Annotated in this window: 23 protein-coding genes; 18 read left to right on the top strand and 5 right to left on the bottom strand. The window is 67.8% G+C overall.

Annotated features, from left to right (window positions below; genetic code table 11):
• Window positions 1-612: 612 nt before the first annotated feature.
• From pyrH to AB8808_RS04635, 13 genes are all read left to right on the top strand, one after another.
• A complete protein-coding gene (pyrH, locus tag AB8808_RS04695) occupies window positions 613-1,335 on the top strand; it encodes a UMP kinase (protein ID WP_369927165.1) in 723 nt (240 codons plus the stop codon).
• Window positions 1,336-1,453: 118 nt separating this feature from the next.
• The gene (frr, locus tag AB8808_RS04690) at window positions 1,454-2,011 is read left to right on the top strand and encodes a ribosome recycling factor (protein WP_036137124.1); all 558 of its coding nucleotides are present in this window, start codon (window positions 1,454-1,456) and stop codon (window positions 2,009-2,011) included.
• Window positions 2,012-2,031: 20 nt separating this feature from the next.
• Entirely contained in the window at window positions 2,032-2,769 is a 738-nt protein-coding gene (uppS, locus tag AB8808_RS04685; protein ID WP_354517491.1) for a polyprenyl diphosphate synthase, read from the top strand.
• A gap of 12 nt (window positions 2,770-2,781) precedes the next feature.
• Window positions 2,782-3,600: a phosphatidate cytidylyltransferase gene (locus tag AB8808_RS04680; protein WP_369927162.1), complete on the top strand. Its 819-nt coding sequence runs from the start codon at window positions 2,782-2,784 to the stop codon at window positions 3,598-3,600.
• 3 nt (window positions 3,601-3,603) lie between these two features.
• Complete coding sequence (locus tag AB8808_RS04675) at window positions 3,604-4,788, top strand: 1-deoxy-D-xylulose-5-phosphate reductoisomerase (RefSeq protein ID WP_369927161.1); 1,185 nt, start codon at window positions 3,604-3,606, stop codon at window positions 4,786-4,788.
• Window positions 4,789-4,833: 45 nt separating this feature from the next.
• Window positions 4,834-6,177 (top strand): RIP metalloprotease RseP, encoded by a 1,344-nt coding sequence (rseP, locus tag AB8808_RS04670; protein WP_369927159.1) that lies wholly within the window; start codon window positions 4,834-4,836, stop codon window positions 6,175-6,177.
• 131 nt (window positions 6,178-6,308) lie between these two features.
• The gene (gene bamA / locus AB8808_RS04665) at window positions 6,309-8,753 is read left to right on the top strand and encodes an outer membrane protein assembly factor BamA (protein ID WP_369927157.1); all 2,445 of its coding nucleotides are present in this window, start codon (window positions 6,309-6,311) and stop codon (window positions 8,751-8,753) included.
• Window positions 8,754-8,832: 79 nt separating this feature from the next.
• Window positions 8,833-9,861, top strand: a complete 1,029-nt coding sequence (gene lpxD / locus AB8808_RS04660; protein ID WP_369927155.1) for a UDP-3-O-(3-hydroxymyristoyl)glucosamine N-acyltransferase — start codon at window positions 8,833-8,835, stop codon at window positions 9,859-9,861.
• Entirely contained in the window at window positions 9,858-10,331 is a 474-nt protein-coding gene (gene fabZ / locus AB8808_RS04655) for a 3-hydroxyacyl-ACP dehydratase FabZ (RefSeq protein ID WP_285407082.1), read from the top strand. The genes lpxD and fabZ overlap by 4 nt, the downstream gene beginning before the upstream one ends.
• A complete protein-coding gene (gene lpxA / locus AB8808_RS04650; protein WP_036137144.1) occupies window positions 10,328-11,101 on the top strand; it encodes an acyl-ACP--UDP-N-acetylglucosamine O-acyltransferase in 774 nt (257 codons plus the stop codon). The genes fabZ and lpxA overlap by 4 nt, the downstream gene beginning before the upstream one ends.
• A 69-nt stretch (window positions 11,102-11,170) precedes the next feature.
• Window positions 11,171-12,397, top strand: coding sequence for a lipid-A-disaccharide synthase (gene lpxB / locus AB8808_RS04645; protein WP_369927152.1), 1,227 nt, complete (start codon window positions 11,171-11,173; stop codon window positions 12,395-12,397).
• 10 nt (window positions 12,398-12,407) lie between these two features.
• A complete protein-coding gene (gene rnhB, locus AB8808_RS04640; protein WP_369927150.1) occupies window positions 12,408-13,121 on the top strand; it encodes a ribonuclease HII in 714 nt (237 codons plus the stop codon).
• A gap of 874 nt (window positions 13,122-13,995) precedes the next feature.
• On the top strand, window positions 13,996-14,361 hold the full coding sequence (locus tag AB8808_RS04635) for a hypothetical protein (protein ID WP_036137150.1): 366 nt from the start codon (window positions 13,996-13,998) through the stop codon (window positions 14,359-14,361).
• Window positions 14,362-14,393: 32 nt separating this feature from the next.
• On the opposite strand, the gene AB8808_RS04630 is transcribed toward AB8808_RS04635, so the two are convergent.
• The 5 genes from AB8808_RS04630 to moaA are packed head-to-tail and all read right to left on the bottom strand — an operon-like array spanning window position 14,394 to window position 18,258.
• Window positions 14,394-15,584, bottom strand: coding sequence for a molybdopterin molybdotransferase MoeA (locus AB8808_RS04630; RefSeq protein WP_369927147.1), 1,191 nt, complete (start codon window positions 15,582-15,584; stop codon window positions 14,394-14,396).
• Entirely contained in the window at window positions 15,584-16,522 is a 939-nt protein-coding gene (gene moaCB / locus AB8808_RS04625; RefSeq protein ID WP_369927145.1) for a bifunctional molybdenum cofactor biosynthesis protein MoaC/MoaB, read from the bottom strand. The genes AB8808_RS04630 and moaCB overlap by 1 nt, the downstream gene beginning before the upstream one ends.
• Entirely contained in the window at window positions 16,519-17,007 is a 489-nt protein-coding gene (locus tag AB8808_RS04620) for a molybdenum cofactor biosynthesis protein MoaE (protein WP_369927143.1), read from the bottom strand. The genes moaCB and AB8808_RS04620 overlap by 4 nt, the downstream gene beginning before the upstream one ends.
• Before the next feature lie 3 nt (window positions 17,008-17,010).
• Entirely contained in the window at window positions 17,011-17,262 is a 252-nt protein-coding gene (locus AB8808_RS04615) for a MoaD/ThiS family protein (RefSeq protein WP_369927141.1), read from the bottom strand.
• 21 nt (window positions 17,263-17,283) lie between these two features.
• Window positions 17,284-18,258 (bottom strand): GTP 3',8-cyclase MoaA, encoded by a 975-nt coding sequence (moaA, locus tag AB8808_RS04610; protein ID WP_369927139.1) that lies wholly within the window; start codon window positions 18,256-18,258, stop codon window positions 17,284-17,286.
• A gap of 86 nt (window positions 18,259-18,344) precedes the next feature.
• On the opposite strand from moaA, the gene AB8808_RS04605 reads away from it, so the two are divergent.
• The 5 genes from AB8808_RS04605 to AB8808_RS04585 all read left to right on the top strand — a co-directional run bounded on the left by AB8808_RS04605 (window position 18,345) and on the right by AB8808_RS04585 (window position 23,755).
• Window positions 18,345-19,322, top strand: coding sequence for an XdhC family protein (locus tag AB8808_RS04605; protein WP_369927137.1), 978 nt, complete (start codon window positions 18,345-18,347; stop codon window positions 19,320-19,322).
• Window positions 19,319-19,903, top strand: coding sequence for a nucleotidyltransferase family protein (locus AB8808_RS04600; protein ID WP_369927135.1), 585 nt, complete (start codon window positions 19,319-19,321; stop codon window positions 19,901-19,903). Before AB8808_RS04605 ends, AB8808_RS04600 begins: the two co-directional genes overlap by 4 nt.
• Before the next feature lie 77 nt (window positions 19,904-19,980).
• A complete protein-coding gene (locus tag AB8808_RS04595; protein WP_369927133.1) occupies window positions 19,981-20,562 on the top strand; it encodes a 2Fe-2S iron-sulfur cluster-binding protein in 582 nt (193 codons plus the stop codon).
• Window positions 20,559-21,551, top strand: coding sequence for an FAD binding domain-containing protein (locus tag AB8808_RS04590; protein ID WP_369927131.1), 993 nt, complete (start codon window positions 20,559-20,561; stop codon window positions 21,549-21,551). The genes AB8808_RS04595 and AB8808_RS04590 overlap by 4 nt, the downstream gene beginning before the upstream one ends.
• Entirely contained in the window at window positions 21,548-23,755 is a 2,208-nt protein-coding gene (locus tag AB8808_RS04585; RefSeq protein ID WP_369927130.1) for a molybdopterin cofactor-binding domain-containing protein, read from the top strand. Before AB8808_RS04590 ends, AB8808_RS04585 begins: the two co-directional genes overlap by 4 nt.
• The last annotated feature ends 78 nt before the right edge of the window (window positions 23,756-23,833 follow it).

Genomic DNA, 23,833 nt, shown 5'->3' with positions numbered 1-23,833 from the left:
GTTGAGGGTTCGCGCACGTGCGTGCGCTCCTACCCCCCCCCCCCAGACGGCAGATCACGCGTTGGGTATTCCAACGGCTTGCCCTACCCGTGGGGTAGGAGCCCACGATGTGGGCGAAAAGCCAACAAAGCGCTGACGCCATACCCCGCACCTCTGCGACCGCTCGCGTCACAACCTACCTCAGTCTCGGGAAGAGCAGGCGGGTAGCCCCCTCGTGGCCGGTAGCCGCAGGCGAGGGATTCGAACGGATCAGGCCCGCAGGGGGCCGGCCAGGACGGCCGGCCGTTTTCGCGAGACAGGATGTCGAGTCGAAAACCCCCGTTCGAAGCCCGACCCGGCCCGAAGGGCAATCAATAGACGGCCGCGAACGCGGCCCTTCCTTCACGGGTCGCCGAAGGCGTGGCCACGAGGGGGCTACCCGCCGGCTCTTGCCCCAGGCGCCAAGGGCCACGCTCCAACGCGATGCCGAAGGCGAGCCTTCAACAGAGCCAAATCAAATGCTAGCAACAAAGCACAAAAAACGTGACATCCCACCGCGGATTCACATAGCTGTAACAACTGTGCACGCGCTAAACTAAGCCTGTTTTGCCCCTTACAAACTGGAGATCCCCGATGAGCACCCCGCTGAAACACCGCCGCATCCTGCTCAAGCTCTCCGGTGAAGCCCTCATGGGAGCCGAGGATTACGGCATCGATCCGAAGGTGATCGAGCGCCTGGCCAAGGAAATCCTCGAGGTACGCGATGCCGGTGTCGAGGTGGGCGTCGTGATCGGCGGCGGCAACATCTTCCGTGGCGCCGGCCTGGCTGCCTCGGGCATGGATCGTGTCACAGGCGACCACATGGGCATGCTCGCCACCGTGATGAACGCGCTGGCCATGCAGGATGCCATCGAGAAGCTGGGCGGCGAAGCCCGCACCATGAGCGCCATCAAGATCAACGAGGTCTGCGAGGACTTCATCCGCCGTCGCGCCATCCGTCACCTGGAAAAAGGCCGCGTGGCCCTGTTCGCCGCCGGCATCGGCAACCCGTTCTTCACCACCGACTCCGCCGCCGCGCTGCGCGCCGTGGAAGTCGGCGCCGACCTGCTCCTCAAGGCCACCAAGGTCGACGGCATCTACTCGGCCGACCCCAAGCGCGATCCTACCGCCCAGCGCTACGACCACCTGACCTACAACCAGGTGATCGAGCGGCGCCTCGAGGTCATGGACACCGCCGCTATCGCCCTGTGCCGCGAGAACAAGCTGCCCCTGCGCATCTACGACATGACCAAGCCAGGCAACCTCATGCGCATCATGAAGGGCGAGCCGGTCGGCACCCTCGTCAACGCCGGCTGACGCCGACCGAGCCCGGCGCCGGAAGCGGCGCCGACCTCCCCCTGGCGCAGTGCGGCACGGCCTCCGGCACGCTCGCTGCTATACTCGCCTGCTGACTCGTTCCACCGGAAAACGGCCCATGATCAACGACATCAAGAAAGATGCTGAGACCCGCATGGGCAAGAGCATCGACTCCCTCAAGCACGACCTGAAGACGATCCGCACCGGCCGCGCCAATGCGTCGATCCTCGACAACATCGTAGTGCCGTATTACGGCTCGCCCACGCCGCTGTCGCAGGTCGCCAACATCAGCACGCCCGATGCCCGCTCGCTGTCGGTCAAGCCGTTCGACAAGGCGATGGTCGGCCCGATCGAGAAGGCCATCATGGCTTCCGATCTCGGCATCACGCCCACCACCATGGGCATGGACATCCGCCTCAACTTCCCGCCGCCGACGGAGGAGCGCCGCAAGGAGCTCGCCAAGAGCGTGGCCAAGGAAGGCGAAGCCGCCAAGATCGCCATCCGCAACGTCCGCCGCGACGCCGTGCAGCACATCGGCAAGCTACTCAAGGACAAGGAAATCACCGAGGACGACCAGAAGCGCGCCGACGACGACGTCCAGAAGCTCACGGACAAGTTCGTCAAGGAAGTGGACGACGTGGTCAAGGAAAAGGAAAAGGAGCTGATGGCGCTCTGACGCGCCATCGGCCCGACACCATGGCAGCCAGGCCCGAAGGCCGGGTTCCCCGCCACCTCGCCATCGTCATGGACGGCAACGGGCGTTGGGCCCGGCAGCGCCTGCGACCGCGCACGTTCGGTCACCATGCCGGGCAGAAAGCCGTTCGCCAGGCGGTGGAGTTCTGCCTGCGGCGCGGCATCGCGTCGCTCACGCTGTTCGCCTTCTCCAGCGAGAACTGGCAGCGCCCGGCCACCGAGGTCTCGGCGCTGATGGAGCTGTTCCTGAAGGCGATCGACCGCGAAGTGGACGAACTGCACGGCAACGGCGTGCGCGTGCGCTTCGTCGGCGACCTGGACGGCTTCGAGGCGGAGCTGCGTCAGCGCATGCTCGGCGCCATGCAACGCACCGATGCCAACACCGCGCTGACGCTCAACGTGGCGGTCAATTACGGCGGACGCTGGGACATCGCCAACGCGGCGCGCCTGGCCGCGGAAGCGGCTGCGCGCGGCGAATTCGCCATCGGCGACATCGACGAAACCCGTCTGGCCGCGTACACCTGCCTGGCCGACCAGCCGCCGCTGGACCTGTTCATCCGCACCGGCGGCGAGCGGCGCGTCAGCAACTTCCTGCTCTGGCAGATCGCCTATGCCGAGCTCTATTTCACCGACACCCTGTGGCCTGACGTCGACGAAGCCTGCCTGGATCAGGCCCTCGACGACTATGCCCGCCGCGAGCGCCGCTACGGCCGCACCGGCGAACAGGTAGCCACGGGCTGACGCCGGAACACCATGCTGAAACAACGCGTTACCACCGCATTGATCCTGCTCCCGCTGGTCCTTGCGATGATCCTCCTGCCGCCGACGGTGTATTTCGCCGCGGCCATCGGTGTGGTCTTCGTCGGCGCCGCATGGGAGTGGAGCCTGCTGGCCGGTTGCCGCACGCCCATGGGGCGCGGCATCGTGGTGGCCGGTGCGGCCGCCATCCTGCTGACGGTGCTTTTGGTCGCCACGCCGGGCCTGCTGATGGCGATCACCCTGGCCGGCGTGATCTGGTGGATCGGCTGCTGCTTCTGGCTGCGGCATTTCACCTTCGCGGCCGCACCCAACTCGGAAAACCGCCTGCTCAAGATCGGCACCGGTGTGCTGGTCATCGTACCGACCTTCGCCGCCGCCATGGCGCTGCACGCGTCGGACCACGGCAACTGGTGGACACTGCTCGCCCTCGTGGTGGTCTGGGCCGCCGATACGGGCGCCTATTTCACCGGCCGCCAGTTCGGTCGGCGCAAGCTCGCCCCGCGGATCAGCCCGGGGAAGACCTGGGCCGGCGTCTACGGCGCCCTGGTCGGCGGCAGCGCGTTCGCCGTCTTTGGCGGCTGGCTGCTGGGCGTGAACGATGCGCCGCACCTGGTGGGCCTGGGCGTGCTGGGCCTGCTCACGGTGGCCGTGGCCATCGTCGGCGACCTCTTCGAAAGCCTTATGAAGCGACACGCCGAGGTCAAGGATTCGGGCCAGCTGTTCCCCGGGCACGGTGGCCTGCTGGATCGCCTGGACAGCGTGTTCGCCGCCTTGCCGATCTTCGTGGCCGGCAAGCTGATGCTGGGCCTTTGAGCCATGACCGTCCGTAACGTCGCCGTACTCGGCGCCACGGGCTCCATCGGGGGCAGCACCCTCGACGTGATCGCCCGCCATCCCGATCGCTTTCGCGCCACCGTACTGGTGGCCAACCGTGGCACCGAAGCCCTGGCCGCGCTCTGCGCACGTTTCCGTCCGGCACTGGCGATCGTGGCCGACCCTTCGATGGAAGCGGACCTGGCCCGCCGCCTGGCCGCGGCCGGGGTGCGCTGCGATATCGCCTCCGGCGCGCAGGCAGTCAGCGCCGCCGCCGCCGGGCCGCTGTGCGACACCGTGGTCGCGGCCATCGTCGGCGCCGCGGGGCTGGATTCCGCGCTGGCCGCCGCACATGCGGGCAAGCGGCTGTTGCTGGCCAACAAGGAAGCGATCGTGATGGGTGGCGCGCTGCTGCTGGAGGCCCTGCGCGCGGGCGGCGGCGAGCTGATCCCCGTCGACTCCGAGCACAACGCGATCTTCCAGTGCCTGCCCGGCGGTCGCCCCGACCTCGCCCGGGTCGGCGTGCGCCGGCTGGTCCTCACCGCCTCCGGTGGGCCGTTCCGCGGCCGTACGCGGGCCGACCTGGGCACGATCACGCCCGACCAGGCCTGCGCGCACCCCAAATGGTCGATGGGTCGCAAGATCTCGGTCGATTCGGCCACGTTGATGAACAAGGGCCTGGAGGTGATCGAGGCGCATCACCTCTTCGCCGCCCCGGTGGATGCCATCGACGTGGTGGTGCACCCGCAGAGCCTGATCCACTCGATGGTGGACTACCTCGACGGTTCGATGCTGGCCCAGCTGGGCAACCCGGACATGCGCACCGCCATCGCCTGCGCGCTGGCCTACCCCGAGCGCATCGAGGCGGGCGTGGCGCCGCTCGACCTCGCCGCGCACGCCCGCCTCGACTTCGAGAAACCCGATATCGACACCTTCCGCTGCCTGGCCCTGGCCTTCGACGCCCTGCGCGCCGGGGGCGACGCCACCGCCATCCTCAACGCCGCCAACGAGGTCGCCGTGGAGGCTTTCCTCGCCGGCACGCTGCCCTTCCTGGGTATCGCGGACGTCGTCGAGCGGGTTCTTGAGGAACTGCCGGCCAAACCCGTGGTCGATGTCCAGACGCTCGTTGAGCGTGATGGGGAAGCGCGACGGGCCGCCCGGGGCGTGCTCCACCGCGCTTACTGCTAAACTCGCTCCACTCCAACGTTTTTTCTTCGAGACCCACCCCTCCTGATGAGTCCCTTCCTCGGTTCCGTGTTCTGGCTGCTGGTCACGCTTGGCGTGCTGGTGACCTTCCACGAATTTGGCCACTACTGGGTCGCGCGCCGCTGTGGCGTCCGCGTGCTCCGCTTCTCGGTGGGCTTCGGCCGGCCGCTGTGGCGTCGCGTGGCGAAGGACGGCACCGAATACCAGATCGCGGCCATTCCGCTGGGCGGCTACGTCAAGATGCTGGACGCCCGCGAGGGCGAGGTGGATCCCGCCGACCGCGGGCAGGAGTTCACCGGCAAGTCGGTGTGGAAGCGGATCGCCATCGTCGCCGCCGGTCCCGCCTTCAACCTCATTTTTACCGTCGTCGCCTTCTGGGCGATGTACATGATCGGCAAGCCCGATGTCGCGCCCATCGTGGCCGCCGACAAGGGCAGCATCGCCGAGCAGGCGGGCATCCGCCCGGGTGACCGCCTCCTGGCCATGAACGGCGAGGCCGTCGGCACCTGGAGCGACGCCACCGACCGCCTGGTCGACAGCCTGCTGGGCAACGAACCCCTGCCCGTGCATGTGCAGGGCACCGACGGCACCCAGCGCAACGTGGTGCTGCCGATCCAGAACCTCACCGACAACGGCGACCTGGTCAAGCGGATCACGCAGCTGGGTCTGGGGCTGCAGTCGCCGCCCGTGGTCGGCGAAGTGGTGCCGGGCGATCCGGCGTTCGCCGCCGGCATCCGCACGGGCGACCGCATCGTCAGCGTCAACGGCAAGCCCGTGGTCGACTTCCCGGCGTTCACCAGGCTGGTGCCGGAACAGGCCGCCGTGTCGCCGAAGCTGGCCGTGGGCATCCAGCGCGATGGCCAGACCCGCATCGTCGATGTCACCGCCCGCATGAAATCCGAGCAGGGCCAGCCCACCCGCTGGCTGATCGGTGTCGGCCGCCAGCCGCTGGAAGAAGCCACCCTGCGCTACGGCCCGGTCCGCGCGTTCAGTGAATCGCTGCGCGCCACCTGGGCGGGCACCACCTCCACCTTCAACCTGATCGGCAAGATGCTGTCGGGGCAGGCCTCCACCAAGAACCTGTCCGGCGTGATCGGCATCGCCCAGGTGGCCAACGATTCGGCCAGCCGCGGGCTGGGCTGGTTCCTGAATTTCCTCGCCCTGGTGTCGCTCAGCCTGGCGATCTTGAACCTCCTGCCCATCCCGGTCTTGGACGGTGGACACCTGCTGTATTACCTTATCGAGTTGGTCAAGGGCAGCCCGGTCAGCGAGCGCACCATGATCGCCGGCCAATATGTAGGCATCGCCCTGCTGTTCACCATGATGGGGCTGGCGTTCTTCAACGACATCCAGCGACTGCTTGTTTCGTAAACGTATCACCCAGGTCACGGGCGCTCCCTGCTCCCGCAACCGAACGACGCCTGGCATGAGTCCGGCGCGTGCTCCTCTTCGGTCGCCGGCCTCGTCCGCCGTCGGCTGGAATTAACCCAACGGAATCGACGATGAAGCGTATCGCCGCCCTGATCCTGCTCGCCTCCCTGTCCGCCAATGCGCTTGCCGCTTTCGAGCCGTTCGTCGTTTCCGACATCCGCATCGATGGCCTTACGCGTATCGCGCAAGGCACGGTGCTGAGCTACCTGCCGATCGAAAAGGGCGAGACCCTGAGCGACGACAAGGCACAGGCCGCTATCCGCGCCCTGTACCAGACCAAATTCTTCAGCGACGTCGAACTCGACCGCCAGGGCGACATCCTGGTGATCAAGGTCGTCGAGCGCCCGGCCATCGCCAAGCTCACGCTGCGCGGCAACAAGGACATCAAGGAAGACGACCTGCGCAAGGGCCTGAAGGAGATCGGCCTGGCCGAAGGCGAGACCTTCGACCGCCTGTCGCTCGACCGCGTCCAGCAGGAACTCATCCGCCAGTACTACAACCGCGGCAAGTACAACGTCTCGGTCGATCCCCACGTGACGCAGCTCGACCGCAACCGCGTGGCCATCGACATCGAGATCCGCGAAGGCAAGGCGGCGAAGATCAAGGAGATCAACGTCGTCGGCAACAAGGCCTTCAGCGACAAGGCCATCCGCGAAGGCTTCGAATCCAACACCAGCAACTGGCTGTCGTGGTACTCCAAGGACGACCAGTACTCGCGTGAAAAGCTCTCGGGCGATCTCGAGAAGCTCAGCAATTACTACATGAACCGCGGCTACGCCGACTTCGGCATCGATTCCACGCAGGTGGCGATCAGCCCGGACAAGCGCGCAATGTACGTCGATACCTCGGTGAAGGAAGGCGAGGTCTATACCGTCTCCGACGTCAAGCTGCTCGGCGAGCTGATCCTGCCGGAAGAAACCCTGCGCAAGCTGGTCTTCATCCATAAGGGCGACACCTTCAACCGCGGTGCGATCGAAGCCAGCGACGATGCGATCAAGGGCATCCTCGCCAACATCGGCTACGCCTTCGCCAAGGTCACCCCGATTCCCAAGCTCGACAAGGACAAGCGCACCGCCGACCTCACGCTCTTCATCGAGCCGGGCAAGCGCGTGTACGTCCGTCGCGTGGTCTTCCAGGGCAACACCCGTACGGAAGACGAGGTGCTGCGTCGTGAAATGCGCCAGCTGGAAGGCTCATGGTATTCGCAGGGCGCCATCGACCGCTCCAAGACGCGCCTGCAGCGCCTTGGCTACTTCAAGACCGTCGATATCGACAAGGCCCTCGTGCCGGGCACCGTCGACCAGGTGGACCTGACCGCCAAGGTCGAGGAGCAATCGGCCGGCTCGCTGATGTTCGGCGTCGGCTACTCGCAGTACTCGGGCATCATCCTGTCGGCGTCCGTGTCGCAGAACAACTTCCTGGGTACCGGCGACCGCTTCTCGGTCGGTGCGGAAACCAGCACGTACTACAAGCGCGTCAACGCCAGCTACACCAATCCGTACCTCACGGATTCCGGCATCCAGCTGGGCTACAACCTCGGTTACAGCAAGCTGGATTACGGCGATACCGACCTGGCGAACTACACGTACAGCACCAAGTCGTTCGAGACCACGCTGTCCTTCCCGATCACCGACTTCGACTCGGTGTCGACCAGCCTGGGCGTCAGCTCCAACCTGATCAACACGTCGTTCTATACGCCACGTGAGCTGGTCGGGTACCAGAACGCCCTGGGCAACAAGACGATCCACTCGTGGACGTCCAGCCTCGGCTACACCCACGACACCCGTAACAGCTACTGGGCGCCCACCCGCGGCGGCCAGTTCACGGCGTCGGTCTCCGGCGCGCTGCCCGGCTCCACGGTGCAGTACTACAAGCTGTTCGGCGAAGCCAACCACTACTGGCCCATCGGCAAGGGCTTCGTGCTCTACCTCGACGGCCAGGTGGGCTACGGCAAGACCTACGGCACCACGTACAGCAACACCGTCTACCAGACCAATGCCGACGGCACGCTCGCGAAGGATGCCAGCGGCAACCCGATCGTCACCTACCAGAAGGGCGACAAGGTCGACTTCCCGTTCTGGGAGAACTACTACGCCGGCGGTGTCCGCGACGTTCGCGGCTTCCAGGACAACACGCTGGGTCCCCGCCTGTGCGACGGCGGCAGCGTGTCGGGCACGCCGGATGCCAAGGGCAAGTGCTCGGGCGGCTACTACAGCTACGGCCAGCCGGTCGGTGGCGCGTTCAAGGTACTGGGCACGGCGCAGATGTTCCTGCCGCTGCCCTTCCTCAAGGACGTGAACACCGCCCGCGTGTCGTGGTTCGTCGACGTCGGCAACGTGTACAAGAACTACGGCGCGTTCGACGCCAGCGAACTGCGTGCCTCCACCGGCCTGTCGCTGCAGTGGCAGGCGCCGATCGGCCCGCTGATCATCAACTTCGCCGTGCCGTTCCGGAAGAAGGACGCCGACAGCCGCTTCGTCGAGCGCATCCAGTTCACCTTCGGCAACACGTTCTAAGACAGAAACGCACCTACGCACCACATACAATCAGGGGGTGGCCGCCAAAAGCGCCACCCCTTTTTTTTGGGAGCCTCCCTTGAGCGGCAATCCGCACTACACCCTGGCCGAGCTGGCCGAGCGTTTCGAACTGGAGCCGCACGGCAACCCCACCACCACGGTGGACGGCGTCGGCACGCTGGCCGCCGCCACGCCCAGCCAGTTCACCTTCCTCTCCAACCCGAAATACACCTCGCAGCTGGCCGAATCGCAGGCGGGCATCGTGGTGCTCGGCGCGGAGCAGCTGCCCTTGCGCAACGGCGCCGCGTTGGTGGCGAAAGACCCCTACGTGGCCTACGCCCGCATTGCCGCGCTGTTCGAACGGCATCCGGCCGCCCCGCGCGGCATCCACCCCAGCGCCGTCGTGGCGCCGTCCGCCCGCGTGCATCCCACGGCATCGGTGGGGCCCTGCTGCGTCATCGAGGACAACGCGGTCATCGAGGAAAACGTCATCCTCGGCCCGCACTGCACCATCGGACCGGGTTGCGTGGTCGGTACCGGCTCCCGCCTGGTCGCGCGGGTCACCCTGGTGATCCGCGTGACGCTGGGCAAGCGCGTCCTCGTGCACCCGGGCGCGGTGATCGGCTCCGACGGGTTCGGCCTGGCCTTCGACCGCGACCACTGGATCAAGCTTCCCCAACTGGGCGGCGTGCGCATCGGCGACGACTGCGAGATCGGCAGCAACACCACGATCGACCGCGGCGCGCTGGAAGACACCGTGCTGGAAGAAGACGTGCGCCTGGACAACCAGATCCAGATCGCCCACAACGTGCATATCGGCGCCCATACCGCCATGGCCGGTTGCTCGGCCGTGGCCGGCAGCGCGAAAATCGGCCGCTACTGCCTCATTGGCGGCAACGCCGGCGTGCTCGGCCACCTCGAACTGGCCGACCGGGTTACCATCACGGCGAAGAGCCTGGTCACCTCGTCGATCAGGGAAGCCGGTGAATACTCCTCCGGTAGCCCGCTGCAGGAAAACCGCCAGTGGCGGCGCAACGCGGCGCGCATGAAACACCTCGATGAATACGCGCGCCGCCTGTCGGCGCTGGAAAAGGACAAAGGGCAATGACCGAACCGAAAGCCGCCGTGACGCTTCCCGTGGACGTGGAGCAGATCCAGCGACTGCTGCCGCACCGCTACCCGTTCCTGCTGGTCGACCGCGTCATCGAGATCGAGCCGGGCAAGTCCATCGCGGCGATCAAGAACGTCACGATCAACGAGCCGTTCTTCCAGGGGCATTTCCCCGGACATCCGGTGATGCCGGGCGTGCTCATCGTCGAGGCCATGGCCCAGACCGCCGGCCTGCTGACGCAGATCACCAGCAAGATGGACGGCCATAGCGGCAGCCCGCTGTTCTACCTGGTCAAGGTGGACAACGCGCGCTTCTCGGCGGTGGTCGCACCGGGCGACCAGCTGCGCCTGGAGGTGTCGCTCAAGCGGCTGATCCGCGGCATGGGCCTGTTCGAGGCACGCGCGCTGGTGGACGGCAAGGTAGTGGCCTGCTGCGAGCTGATGTGCGCGGCAAGGAGCGACAAATGATCCATCCCTCCGCGCAGATCGATCCATCGGCGCGCATCGCGGACAACGTCAGCATCGGCGCCTTCAGCGTCATCGGTGCGGACGTGGTCATCGGCGAGGGAACCACCGTCGGTCCGCATGTGGTGATCGAGGGCCCCACGGTCATCGGCCGCGACAACCGCATCTCGCAGTTCGCCTCCATCGGTGGCGCCCCGCAGGACAAGAAATGGCAGGGCGAGCGCACCGAGGTGATCATCGGCGATCGCAACCTCATCCGCGAGTTCGTCACGATCAACCGCGGCACGGGCGACGGCGGCGGCATCACGCGCATCGGCAACGACAACTGGCTGCTGGCCTACGTGCACATCGCGCACGACTGCCAGGTCGGCAACCACGTGGTGTTCTCCAACTACTCGGCGCTGGCCGGCCATGCGGAGATCGGCGACTGGACCATTATGTCCGGCTACTCCGGCGTGCACCAGTTCTGCAAGGTGGGCGCGCATGCGTTCATCGGTATGGGCTGCCTGGTGGGCTCCGACGTGCCGCCCTTCGTCATGATGGCCAACGAGACCCGCGGCCGCCCGCGCGGCATCAACAGCGAGGGCCTGAAGCGCCGGGGCTTCGACACCGCGCGCATCGCCGCCATCAAGCGTGCCTACCGCACGCTGTACATGGCCGGCCTGCCGCTGGCCGAGGCGCGCGAGCAACTGCTCTCGCAGGCCGAGGTCAGCGACGACGTGCGCCAGATGCTCGAATTCCTCGATCGCAGCGAGCGCTCGCTCGCCCGGTAACACCCGCCGGCGCCAGGGGGCGTCGGCACTTCGCCAGGTCGGCTACCGACCGAGGGAGATCTTTACATCATGCAGCAGCCCCCCTCCTCCGCCGATGCGCCCGTCATCGCCCTCATCGCGGGGGAAGATTCCGGCGACCAGCTCGGCGCCGACCTGATCGACGCGCTCCGCACCCGCCACCCTACGGCCCGCTTCGTCGGCATCGGCGGCCGGCGCATGCTCGGGCGCGGCTTCGACTCCTGGTACGACATCCGCGCGCTGTCGGTCATGGGGTTCAGCGAAGTGGTCAGGCACCTGCCCCGGCTGCTTCGCCTCCGTAAGGCACTGCTGCACAAACTGCTCGACCTGCGCCCGGACGTGGTGGTCGGCATCGATGCGCCCGACTTCAACCTCGGCGTCGAGCGCAAGCTCAAGGCCGCCGGCCTGCGCACCGTGCATTACGTCAGCCCGTCGGTCTGGGCCTGGCGCGAGAAACGTGCCGAGAAGATCGGCCGTTCCGCGGATCGCGTGCTCTGCCTGTTCCCCATGGAGCCACCGATCTACGCGAAGCACGGCATCGACGCACGCTTCGTCGGTCACCCGCTGGCCGACCGTTTTCCCATGGTCTCGGACCGCGCCGGCCCGCGCGACGCCCTCGGCCTGCCCCACGACGTGCCCGTGCTGGCCGTGCTGCCGGGTAGCCGGCCAAGCGAGATCGAGCGCGTGGGCGCCATCTTCATCGCCGCCGCGCGCCGCGTGGCCGAGGCGATGCCCACCCTGCGCATCGTGGTGCCTTCCGCCAACGAGCGGGTGCATGCGCAGTTGCGCGCGCTGCTCGCCGATTTCCCCGGCGTAGCCCCGATCCTCACCGACGGCCAGGCGCACGAGGCCATGCTCGCGGCCGATGCCGTGCTGCTGGCCTCGGGTACGGCCACACTGGAGGCCATGCTGGCGAAGCGACCGATGGTGGTGGGCTATCGCGTCTCGCCTACCAGCTACCGCATCGCCATGGCCCTGCGCATGCTCAAGACCGACGTCTACGCCCTGCCCAACATCCTCGCCCGCGCCTGCGGACTGGGCAAGAAGCGCCTGGTGCCGGAATTCATGCAGGACGACTGCACACCCGACAACCTGGCCCGCGCCACATTGGAACTGCTCGGCGACAGCGAACGCCGCGGTGCCATCGTCGCGGCGTTCGAGTTCCTGCACCAGGAACTGCGCGGCGGCCTGGACGGCCGCGCCGCCGATCACGCGGCCGACGCGATCGCCGGGCTCATGCGCCCGGCGGACTTGCCCGCCGGCGCCGTGGCGCATTAGGCTCTTCGGCATGCCCCGCAAGCGCAACGTCAGCTCCCAGCTCGCCCCCGACCTCGTCGTGGCCGGTGTCGACGAGGCAGGCCGCGGGCCGCTCGCGGGTCCGGTGGTGGTGGCCGCGGTCATCCTCGACCGCACCCGCCCGATCCGCGGCCTCAACGACTCCAAGCAGCTGACCGAAAGCGTCCGCGAGAAACTCTACGGCCGCATCGTGGAACGGGCGATCGCCTGGAGCGTGATCTTCGTCGAACGCGAGGAAATCGACCGGATCAATATCTTCCAGGCGACGATGACCGGCATGACCCGCGCGTTGCTGGGCCTGGCGCAGCACGCGCCGCACATCGCCCTGATCGACGGCAACCGCCTGCCGCGCACCCTGCCCTGCGAAGGCCGCGCGGTGATCGGCGGCGACGCGACCGAGCCGGCCATCAGCGCCGCCTCGATCCTGGCCAAGGTCAGCCGCGACCGGCACATGCACGCCCTGGATGCCCTGCACCCCGGCTACGGTTTCGCCCGCCACAAGGGCTACGGCGTCCCCGAGCACCTGGACGCCCTCGCCCGCCTCGGGCCCTGCGATGCGCACCGTCGTAGTTTTGCGCCCGTGCGTAGATGGTTCGAGCCGGATGTGGAGCCGATGGCGGATTTGTTTGCTGTGGCTGGGACGATGGAGCAAGAGCCGGCGGGTAGCCCCTCGGGGGCGGGTGTGGCGACAAGAGCCGGCGGGTAGCCCCCTCGGTGCCACGCCTGCGGCGACCCGCTAGGGAAGGGCCGCTCCGCGGCCGTATATCTATTCCCCTTCGGGGCGGGTCGGGCTTCGCCCGGGGATTTTTGATTCGCCATCCATGGCTCAGCAAAAATGGCCGGCCGTCCTGGCCGGCCCCGCTACGCGGCCTTGTCCGTTCGAATCCCTCGCCTGCGGCTACCGGCACCGAGGGGGCTACCCGCCGGCTCTTCCCGAAACTGAGGTTGAGTGTTGGGCGAGCAGCGCGTGGAGTGAACGAGCAGGGGTCGGGTTACGGCGTCAGCGCTTTGTTGGCTGTTCGCGCACATCGTGCGCTCCTACGCCGGAGGTAGGACCGGTCTATTCAAAGCCTGATCCGCCGACCCTGTAGGAGCGCACGCACGTGCGCGAACCCTCAACACATCTAAGGCGACCGATGCCATGCGCCACAGGCAGGCGAGCGTTCCCAGCAACGAAGCGAAACCCGGCTTTTCGCTCTCCACACACGCAACCTCAGTCTGCGAAAGAGCCGGCGGGTGCCACCCTCGTGGCCGGTAGCCGCAGGCGAGGGATTCGCACAGATCAGGCCCGAAGGGGGCCGGCCAGGACGGCCGGCCGTTCTCGCGAGACAGGATGTCGAGTCGAGAACCCCTGTGCGAAGCCCGACCCGGCCCGAAGGGCAATAGATAGACGGCCGCGCCAGCGGCCCTTCCCTAGCGGGTCGCCGCAGGCGTGGCCACGAGGGTGGCACCCGCCGGCTCTTGCTCCACGACCCAAGGCCCCAAAGCCTAAAGTCTCCGAACCACCTGCCGATACGACAGCTAACGCCCTCTCCCACGAGCGGGTGTCAGCCTTTCCCTATCGACAGGTAACACCACCCATGAAGAAGATCGCTATCGCCGTCGCGCTGTTCGTCGCCGCCCCGCTGTCCGCCCATGCCGCATGCGCCGCCAAGGACTTCGCCGTCGAAGGTTTCGGCGTGAAGCTCCAGCAGGGTTCGGGCCAGCCGCGTTTCAGCATGAAGGGCAACCTGGTCAACAAGTGCACCGAAGCCGCCGCTGCGCAGATTCGCATCGATGCCAAGGACGCGTCGGGCAAGGTCGTCGCCAGCAAGCAGGGTTGGCCTGCAGGTACGTCCAACATCGAACCGGGCAAGAGCGTCGATTTCGACCTCGGCCGCCTGTTCCGTTATTCCCCGGACATGACCGATTACACGGTCGTCGTTTCGGACGTCAAGGCCTGGTAATGACGGCGGGCCCGGCGCTGCCGGGCCCTCGTTCAGAGCGGTAGCCAGGCGACGCGTTCGCCGGCCGCGAAGGGCTCGGCCCGCGCAGGCAGCCATACCAGCGCCTGCGCGGTGGCCATGTTGCTGAGCATGTGCGACTCCTGCCTCGGCAGGAGCGCCAGTGAAACCATGCCACCGCTCATGTCCAGTCGCATGCGCACCAGGCGGTCGCGCTCGTCGTCGGCATCCACGGCCGTGGCCAGCAGGCCCTGGCACCACGCCGGCTGATCGGCCGTTTCACCTTCCAGCCGCGCCAGCACCGCGCGCGCATGCACGGTAAGGCACACCAGCACGGCCGCGGGATTGCCCGGCATGCCCAGCAGGGCCTTGCCCTCGCGCATGCCGAACCAGAGCGGCTTGCCCGGCTTCTGCGCCACCTTCCAGAACACCTTGCGCACGCCCAGGCGTTCGGCCACGGCCGGAACGAAATCGCGATCGCCCACCGACACACCGCCGCTGGTCACGACCAGGTCGGCACTGTCCAGCGCGGCGCTCATCGCTTCTTCCAGCGCCGCTTCATCGTCGCGGACATAGGCCACCACCGGCTCGCCGTAGCCCTGCTCGACGAACCATGCGCGCAACAGCGGCCCGTTGGCGTCGTAGACCAAGCCGGGCGCCAGCGGCTCGCCCGCACGTACCACTTCATCACCGGTCACCAGCACCACCACGCGCGGACGCCGGTATACCTCCACCTCGGTGATCCCGGCCATCGCCAGCGCGGCGACCAGGCCGGCCGTCACGCGCTGGCCGGCGGCAGCGATGATCGTGCCGGCGATCAGTTCCTCGCCTTCGACACGGATCGCCTCGCCGGCGACCACGGCGGCGGTCAGCACGATGCCAGCCCCGGTACGTTCGACGATCTCCTGGCGGGCGACGGCATCGGCGCCTGCGGGCAACACGCCGCCGGTGAGGATACGCACCGCCTGGCCGGGCCCGACCACGACGTCGGCCGGATCGCCGGCGGCGGAGGTGCCGATGAGCACACGCTCGTTCCGGCCGTCGCCGACACGCAGCGCATAGCCGTCGACGGAACTCTGGGTGAAACGCGGCAGCGAGACCAGGGCGGCCACGGGCTCGGACAGCACCGATCCCAACGCCAGTTCCAGGGCCATCCGCTGCGTCGGCAAGGGGCCGACGTGCTGCCGGTAATGCGCGAAGGTTTCCGCCAGCGGCAGGAGTGCCATCAGCTGGCCTCCCCGTAGCCGCCGGGGTGCTTGCCTCCCGTGCGCCCCGTTTCCAGCAGGTGCACGATGCCGGGCAGCGTGGCCGCCAGCGACTCGCTGGCACCGCCCCGGCTACCCGGAAAGGTGAGCACCAGCGTGTCGCCGATGTAGCCGGCCACGCCCCGCGAAAGCATCGCGTAGGGCATGCGCTGCTGGCCGAAGGCGCGCGCGGTTTCCATGATGCCGGGGATGTCCACGTCCAGCATGGGCCTGACGGTATCCACGGTGATGTCGCGGGGACCCAGACCGGTACCACCCACCGTTATGACCAGCGAGGTGCCCTCGTCGACCAGTGCGCGCACGCGATCGCGCAGGGTCGCCGCGTCGTCACCGATCACCGTATAGGCCACGGGAGCGAAGTGGGCATCGACAAGCGCGTCGCGGACGAAGACGCCGGCCGTATCGGGCTTGGCACCGCTGGCCACGGTGTCTGAAAGCACCACCACCGCGGCGGTGCGTGGCGACGCCAGTGCGCGACGGTAGTGCGATTTTCCGCCGACCTTGCGCTCGAGGCGACAATCCTGGATGTGCAGTTCGTCGGGCTCCGCGTACGGCTTGAGCATGTCGTAGATCGTGAGCGCGGCCAGGCTGGCGGCGGTCAGCGCCTCCATCTCCACACCGGTCGGGCCGATGGTCTGCACCTCCGCGACGATGCGCACGCTGGTCGCGGCCAGTTCGTAGGTGACGTCGGCCCGGTGGATGGGCAGCGGGTGGCACAGCGGAATCAGCTCGTCGGTCCGCTTGGCGGCAAGGATGCCGGCAACGCGCGCCGTCTTCAGCGGGTCGCCTTTTTCGGTCTCGCCGCTGCGCAGCAGATCGATGCAGGCCGCCGGCGCATGCAGCGTGGCGGTGGCACGCGCGATCCGCAGGGAATCGGGTTTCTGGCTGACGTCTTTCATCCGTGGCTCGCATTCGGAGAGTGGTGGTGTGCGTGGGGCGCCGGCTGGTCGTCCAGGTCGTCGCGGATGCAGCAGCCCTCCACGAACGCGCTGGTGCCGTCGGTGTAGAACTCTTCCTTCCAGATGGGCGCACCATGCTTCACCGCGTCCACCGCATAGCGGCACGCGTCGAAAGCCTCGGCACGATGCGGCGCGCGCACGACGCAGACAATGGCGATATCCCCGATCGACAGATCGCCCAGGCGATGGACGATTCGCACGTAAGGCACCCCGTAGCGGTCGCGCGTGGCCTGCTCCACGTCGCGGATCACTTTCTCGGCGAGCGGCTCGTGGGCGGTATAGGCAAGGTGGCGCACCGAGCGTCCTTCGTGATGGTCTCGCACGGTACCGATGAACAGGGCCAGGCCACCGCACTCGGGATGCGCGTGAAGTTCGAGCAACGGGTCCACCGCAACGGCGGCGTGGGTCAGGACGGCATGGGTCATGGGTCAGCCTCCGGCCACGGGCGGCAGCAAGGCGATGCGGCCGTCGGCCGGTAACGCGTCCGCGCGGCGCACGATGGTGTCACCGGATACGCAGGCGCAGCGCTCCAGCGACGCGGCCAGGGCCGGATGAGCGACAGCGAGCCGCGCCACGGCGTCACCCACGGTGGCTACCGTGTCGTCGATCTCCACCGTGCATTCGTGTCGGCCGGCCAACCGCTCCAGGTTGGCGAAGAGTTCGAAAATGATCGATGTCATGGCAAATCCGTAGGAAAGCGCTCATCCACCCATGGCGTGCATGGTCAGCGGCCGGTCGACGGGACCAGGACGCGACGCGTAACCGGCATCCTTGAGCCAGACCGCGCGCCGGACCTGCTCGGCCAGCACGTCGTCGGCAAGGCCCTCGCGCATGCGCGCGCCCAGCGGCGTGCCCAGGGGCGAGAACAGGCAGGTGAACAATTCGCCCGTGGCCGTCAGCCGCAGGCGGTCGCAGGTGGAACAGAAGGGATTGGAAACAGTGGAGATGACGCCGAGCGAATAACGCCCGTCCACGAGGTAGGGCGTGGACGGATCGTTGCCACGTGGCAGGTCGTCGACGCGGTGCGTCGCACGGATGGCCGCCAGCATCTCGGCCTCCGATACCACGGCATCGCGCTTCCATTGTCCGGGCGCGTCGAGCGGCATGTATTCGATGTAGCGCAGCGGGATGTCGCGGGCCATGGCCCATTCCAGCAGCGGCACCACGTCTTTGTCGTTGTCGCCGCGGATCACCACCGCGTTGAGCTTGATGCGGGCACCGGCATCGACCAGCGCGGCGATGCCATCGAGCACCGGGGCGATCTCACGCCGGGTCAGCCGGCGAAACGTATCCGGATCGACCGCGTCGAGACTGACGTTGAAGTCGTCGATACCCGCCGCCACCAACTCGGCCGCACGCGGGGCGATGCGCGAGGCGTTGGTAGTCATCGACAGGCGGCGCAGGCCCCGCTCACGCAGGGCGTTTATATCGCGCACGCATTCGAGCAGGTCGCGACGCAGCAAGGGCTCGCCACCGGTCAGGCGGATCTGGTCGATGCCGTTGTCCACGAACAGGCCGGCCAGGCGAACCACTTCCTCGCGCGCAAGCAGGGTGCTCCGGGGAAGCCAGTCCGGATGCTCGGGCATGCAATACGTACAGCGGAAATTGCAGCGGTCGGTGAGCGATATCCGCAGCTTGCGCTTGGTACGGCCGTGACGGTCGATGAGTGGGGACATGTCGCCTCAGGAAACCACGTTGCGCGTGGGCGGGATGTGTCCAAACCCCGCCCGGCCTTCACATGCCATCGTGCCAGACTTCATCCATGAACGCCTCGAATCCCCCGTCCCCGCCTGCCTGGCCCGCCTGGCCGGAATACGCCCTCGTCGACGACCTGCTGCCCACCCTCGACCAGTACGCGCAGGCAGGCCGCGTGGCCCTGGCTACGCTGGTGGACGTGGCCGGCCCTTCGCCACGGCCGCTGTATAGCGAGATGGCGATCGCCGCCGACGGCCGCGTGGCGGGTTACGTCTCCGGCGGCTGCGTGGAAGCCGCCGTCGCCCAGGAGGCCCTGGCCGCCCTGGCCGAGGGCCGGCCGCGCCTGCTCGATTACGGCGTGGGCAGCCCGGTGCTGGATATCCAGCTCACGTGCGGCGGGCGCATCGGCATCTTCGTCCGCGAATTGCGCGAGCCCTCCCGGTACGTCGACGCACTGTCCGCCGCCCGGCGCGAGCGCCACACGGTAACCGTGCTGACCGACCGTACCACCGGCGACTGGACGATCGTCGACGGCATGGCGGATCCCGATGACGACCGCTACGCGGACGTGCGCCTGCCGCCGCTGCGACTGGTCACCGTTGGGGGCGACCCGGTCACCCTGGCAGTGGCGCGACTGGCCCCGGCGATGGGCGTGGAGGTGGTGCTGCTGCGACCCCATGGCCCGACCGAACCGCCCCCGGGCGTGACCCTGGCGGACTACGACCCGCGCGCGCTGGGCGTGGCGCTGGACGCGCTGCGGGTGGACGACCGCACCGCCATCTACGCTCTGAGCCACGACGCGGAAGTGGATCACGCGGTGGCCTCGCATGCGTTGCGCTCGGCCGCCTTCGCCGTCGGCGTGCTCGGCAGCCGCAACAAGATCGGTGCACGCGTGGACCGCTTACGCGACGACGGTGTGGACGATGCGGCGCTGGATCGTCTGCACCTTCCGGCGGGCCTGCCCATCGGCGCGCAGACACCGCATGGCATCGCCTTGTCCATCCTGGCGCAGGTCTGCCAGCGCGACCGCGCGCGGCACCTGTGACCGGCCGCCACGATGCCGTGATCCTGGCCGCTGGCGGCAGCCTCCGACTGGGGCGGCCCAAGCAGTTGCTGACACGGGACGGCGAAACCCTGGTCGGTCGCATTTCGCGGCTGGTAGCCTCCACGCGGCCCGGCAAGACCATCGCCGTCGTCGGTGCGCACGCCGAGCACCTGTGCGGCCGACTGAACGGCGCGCTGCCCGTGTTCAATCCACACTGGGCGACGGGCATGGCGTCGTCGTTGCACCTCGCCGCCGACGCGCTCGCCGGCCGCGACGGCCCCGTGCTGGTCGTCGTCGTGGACCAGCTGGCGCTGGACGAGGTACACCTGGAGCGGCTGCTGCGTGAGCACGATGGCACGCAGGACACCGTCACCGCCTATGGCGATGCCGCGGGCGTGCCGGCCGTCTTGCGGGCAACGACACTCGCACGCGCCGCCACCCTGCACGGCGACCGTGGTTTTCGTGCGCTCTGGGCCGGGCACGATGTCCATCGCGTGCGCAACGAGGCGCTCGCCCAGGACCTGGACACGGAAGACGACGTGGCCCGTGCGGTAGCTGCCGGCCTGCTGGACCGGCAATGATCCGGTCGATGTAAAAACGGCGGGAAGCAGGCGGCACGCTTCCACCCCGCCTCTTTCACGCAGCTCCCTCTAAAACCGTGGTTCACCCAGGCAGCGGCGCATCTCGTCGCCCACCCACGGAGAACGGCATGCCGCCGAACACATCCCCAAGCGTATCCACCCGCCTGCGCATCAACGGCGCGGAACACGTACTCGACATCGATCCGCGCGTCACGCTGCTGGACGCACTGCGCGAGCACCTCGGCCTGACCGGCTCGAAGAAGGGCTGCGACCATGGGCAGTGCGGCGCATGCACCGTGCTGGTCGAAGGCCGCCGGATCAACGCCTGCCTCACCCTCGCCGTGATGCACGACGGCGAGTCGATCACCACGGTCGAAGGCCTGGCCAACGGCGCGACGCTGAGCCCCCTGCAGGCGGCTTTCGTCGAGCACGACGGCTTCCAGTGCGGCTACTGCACCCCGGGCCAGCTTTGCTCCGCCACCGGCATGCTGGAGGAAGTGCGCGCCGGCTGGGCCAGTGCCGTCACCGCCGATGTGGCAAGCCGACCCACCCTGACCGACGACGAGATCCGCGAACGCATGAGCGGCAACCTGTGTCGCTGCAGCGCCTATCCCAACATCGTCGCCGCCATCGCGGATGCCGCGGAGGCCGACGCATGAAACAGTTCACCTACGAGCGCGCCACCAGCCCAGCCGCGGCGACGGATGCGGCCCGTGCGCAGCGGCACACCCGCTTCATCGCGGGCGGCACCAACCTGCTCGACCTCATGAAGCTGGGCATCGAAACCCCGGACCACCTGGTCGATATCAACCGGCTGGACCTGGCCGGCATCGAGGACACCGCGGACGGCGGGTTGCGTATCGGCGCCCTCGTGCGCAACAGCGACCTGGCCGCGGACGTGCGCGTGCGCGAACGCTATCCGGTGCTTGCCAGCGCCCTGCTGGCCGGTGCGTCGGGCCAGTTGCGCAACAAGGCGACCACCGGCGGCAATCTGCTCCAGCGCACCCGCTGCTACTACTTCTACGACACCGCCATGCCGTGCAACAAGCGCGAGCCCGGCAGCGGTTGCGCGGCCATCGGCGGCTACAACCGCATCCACGCCATCGTCGGCACCAGCGAGGCCTGCATCGCCACGCACCCTTCGGACATGGCGGTGGCCATGCGGGTGCTCGATGCCGTGGTCCATACCGTATCGGCACAGGGCGAATCGCGGGACATTCCCATCGGCGACTTCTACACGCTACCGGGTGACACCCCGCATATCGAGAACGTGCTGCAGGACGGCGAGCTGATCACGCACGTGACGCTGCCGCCCGCACCTGCGGGAAGGCAGATCTATCGCAAGGTGCGTGACCGTGCTTCTTACGCATTCGCGCTGGTGTCGATCGCCGCGATCGTCGATGTCGGCGACAGCGGCCTGGTCTCGGCACGCGTGGCCTTCGGCGGGGTGGCGCACAAGCCTTGGCGTGACGATGCCTGGGAGGCCACCGCGCACGGCACCGCCACCGACGAGGCTTCGCTGCGCGCCCTCGCCGGGAAAGCGCTGCCTGAAGCCCAAGGCCATGGCAGCAACGATTTCAAGGTACCGCTTGTCCGGCGCACGCTGGGCGCCGTTCTGATCGAAGCCAGTGGGAGGACCGCCGCATGACGATTCGCATGGATCAAACCGTCGGCACCACACCGCTGGACGATCGTCCAGACGGCTTCACCGGCAAGCCGATCGACCGGGTGGACGGCCCCCTGAAGGTACGCGGCGAAGCGCGTTATGCCGCCGAGCACGGCGGCATCGGCGAGGTCGCCTATGCCTTCCCCGTGCTGGCCACCATCGCCGTGGGTCGTGTGGCGCATCTGGACACGACAGCCGCCAGGCAGGCGCCGGGCGTGGTCGAGGTGCTGACCCCGGACAACGTGCCGGAGCAGGACACCTCATCCGACGACGCGTTGCCGCAACTCGACGGCGATGCCGTCAAGCATTACGGGCAGCCCATTGCCCTGGTGATCGCGGAGTCGTACGAGCAGGCGCGCCACGCCGCATCGCTGGTCGAGGCCGGCTACGAGGCGAAGCCGGGCCGCTTCGAACTGGCCGCCGAGAAAGACAAGGCGCGCAAGCCCGAAGACCTGTCGTTCGCCAAGGCCGATACCGGCAAGGGCGATTTCGAGGCCGCCTATGCCTCGGCCACGCACACGCTGGACGTCACCTACACCACGCCCTTCCAGTTCCACGCGGCGATGGAGCCGCACGCCACGGTGGCGCAGTGGGACGATGGCAAGCTGACCGTGGAGACCTCCAACCAGATGCCCACGCCGGGGCGCAAGGTGCTGGCCGCGACCTTCGGCGTACCCCCGGAGAAAGTGCGCCTGCTGTCGGCCTATATCGGTGGCGGCTTCGGCAGCAAGCTGGACGTTCAGCCCGATGCGGTGCTGGCAGCCCTGGCGGCGAAGGCCACGGGACGCACCGTAAAGCTCGTGCTGACCCGACAGCAACTGTTCCACGTGGTCGGCCACCGCACCAACACCATCCAGCGCGTGCGCCTGGGCACCGATGGCGAGGGGCGCATCCTCGCCGAGGCCCACGAGGCATGGTCGGGCAACGAGCCGGGCAATGACGAGTTCGAGCCGACCGTGCTCGGCACCCGCTCGCGCTATGCCGGCGAGAACCGGCTGAACACGCATCGGCACACCGACCTGGACCTGCCCCCGGCGATCTCCATGCGCGCGCCCGGCGAGGCGGTCGGCCTGCTGGCACTGGAAGGCGCCATGGACGAACTGGCGATCCAGCTGGACATCGATCCGATCGAGCTGCGCGTACGCAACGAGCCGACTGTCGATCCCGAACTGGGGGTGCCGTTTTCCTCGCGGCAGGTCGTGGAATGCATGCGCGACGGAGCACGTCGCTTCGGCTGGGACAAGCGCGTCGCCACACCGGCACAGGTCCGCGATGGGCGCTGGCTGGTCGGTATGGGCATGTCGTCCGGCATACGCGGCAACATGCTGCAGGCCTCCAAGGCGCATGTGCACCTGGATGCGGATGGGCACCTCACGGCACGCATGGCCATGACCGACATCGGCACCGGCTCGTACACGGTGTTCACGCAGATCGCCGCCGACCTGCTCGGCCTGCCGCTGGACCGGGTGACGATCCTGCTGGGCGACTCCGATTTTCCCGACACACCGGGCTCGGGCGGCTCGTTCGGTGCGGCCAGTGCCGGTTCCGGGCTTTACGATGCATGCATGCAGCTACGCGACAAGCTGGCCCACTCCGCGGGCATCGATCCCACCCAGGCCCGCTTCGAGGACGGTCACGTATCCGGCGGCGACAAGCGCGTCGGTTATGCCGCCCTGGCCGGGCAGCATGGGGTGGAGGCCGAGGGCGGCATCGAGCCGGGCAGCAACAACACGGACTACAACCAGAACTCCTATGGCGCGTTCTTCGCGGAGGTCGGCGTCGACGTGGACACCGGCGAGGTAAGGCTGAGGCGCATGCTGGGTGTCTTCGCCGCCGGCCGCATCCTCAATGCGAAAACGGCCAGGTCCCAGGCGCTGGGCGGCATGATCTTCGGGGTCGGCTCCGCCCTCTCGGAAGAGATCGTGATGGACCCGCGCTACGGCGCATTCGTCAACCACGACTTCGCCGAGTACCACGTGCCGGTCAATGCGGACATCGGACCGATGGAAGCGATCTTCCTCAGCGAACTCGACGACAAGGCCAACCCGCTGAAGATCAAGGGACTGGGCGAGGTGGGCATTTCCGGGGCCGGCGCCTGCATCGCCAACGCCGTCTACAACGCATGCGGCGTACGGATTCGCGACTATCCGATCACGCTGGACAAGGTGCTTGCGGGGATGTCGTGAGGCCATGCCTGCGCCGTGCTCATGCGCGGTGCAGGCGGCGTGGCGGCGGTTATTCCGCATTGCATCACACGGGACCGT

This window comes from Xanthomonas sp. NCPPB 2632 (genome assembly GCF_041228075.2).
Taxonomy (GTDB): Bacteria; Pseudomonadota; Gammaproteobacteria; order Xanthomonadales; family Rhodanobacteraceae; genus Luteibacter.
The sequence above is the reverse complement of the archived record's forward strand: the minus strand, read 5'-3'. Positions and strand labels throughout refer to the sequence as shown.

Bases quoted from the DNA above. Each gene is read 5' to 3' on its own strand.
- AB8808_RS04585 (WP_369927130.1), top strand. From the start codon at position 21,548: ATGACGATTCGCATGGATCAAACCGTCGGCACCACACCGCTGGACGAT.
- lpxA (WP_036137144.1), top strand. From the start codon at position 10,328: ATGATCCATCCCTCCGCGCAGATCGATCCATCGGCGCGCATCGCGGAC.
- fabZ (WP_285407082.1), top strand. From the start codon at position 9,858: ATGACCGAACCGAAAGCCGCCGTGACGCTTCCCGTGGACGTGGAGCAG.
- frr (WP_036137124.1), top strand. From the start codon at position 1,454: ATGATCAACGACATCAAGAAAGATGCTGAGACCCGCATGGGCAAGAGC.
- moaA (WP_369927139.1), bottom strand. From the start codon at position 18,258: ATGTCCCCACTCATCGACCGTCACGGCCGTACCAAGCGCAAGCTGCGG.
- AB8808_RS04620 (WP_369927143.1), bottom strand. From the start codon at position 17,007: ATGACCCATGCCGTCCTGACCCACGCCGCCGTTGCGGTGGACCCGTTG.
- bamA (WP_369927157.1), top strand. From the start codon at position 6,309: ATGAAGCGTATCGCCGCCCTGATCCTGCTCGCCTCCCTGTCCGCCAAT.
- AB8808_RS04590 (WP_369927131.1), top strand. From the start codon at position 20,559: ATGAAACAGTTCACCTACGAGCGCGCCACCAGCCCAGCCGCGGCGACG.
- pyrH (WP_369927165.1), top strand. From the start codon at position 613: ATGAGCACCCCGCTGAAACACCGCCGCATCCTGCTCAAGCTCTCCGGT.
- moaCB (WP_369927145.1), bottom strand. From the start codon at position 16,522: ATGAAAGACGTCAGCCAGAAACCCGATTCCCTGCGGATCGCGCGTGCC.
- AB8808_RS04605 (WP_369927137.1), top strand. From the start codon at position 18,345: ATGAACGCCTCGAATCCCCCGTCCCCGCCTGCCTGGCCCGCCTGGCCG.
- rnhB (WP_369927150.1), top strand. From the start codon at position 12,408: ATGCCCCGCAAGCGCAACGTCAGCTCCCAGCTCGCCCCCGACCTCGTC.
- AB8808_RS04630 (WP_369927147.1), bottom strand. From the start codon at position 15,584: ATGGCACTCCTGCCGCTGGCGGAAACCTTCGCGCATTACCGGCAGCAC.
- AB8808_RS04615 (WP_369927141.1), bottom strand. From the start codon at position 17,262: ATGACATCGATCATTTTCGAACTCTTCGCCAACCTGGAGCGGTTGGCC.
- lpxB (WP_369927152.1), top strand. From the start codon at position 11,171: ATGCAGCAGCCCCCCTCCTCCGCCGATGCGCCCGTCATCGCCCTCATC.
- AB8808_RS04675 (WP_369927161.1), top strand. From the start codon at position 3,604: ATGACCGTCCGTAACGTCGCCGTACTCGGCGCCACGGGCTCCATCGGG.
- rseP (WP_369927159.1), top strand. From the start codon at position 4,834: ATGAGTCCCTTCCTCGGTTCCGTGTTCTGGCTGCTGGTCACGCTTGGC.
- AB8808_RS04635 (WP_036137150.1), top strand. From the start codon at position 13,996: ATGAAGAAGATCGCTATCGCCGTCGCGCTGTTCGTCGCCGCCCCGCTG.
- uppS (WP_354517491.1), top strand. From the start codon at position 2,032: ATGGCAGCCAGGCCCGAAGGCCGGGTTCCCCGCCACCTCGCCATCGTC.
- AB8808_RS04680 (WP_369927162.1), top strand. From the start codon at position 2,782: ATGCTGAAACAACGCGTTACCACCGCATTGATCCTGCTCCCGCTGGTC.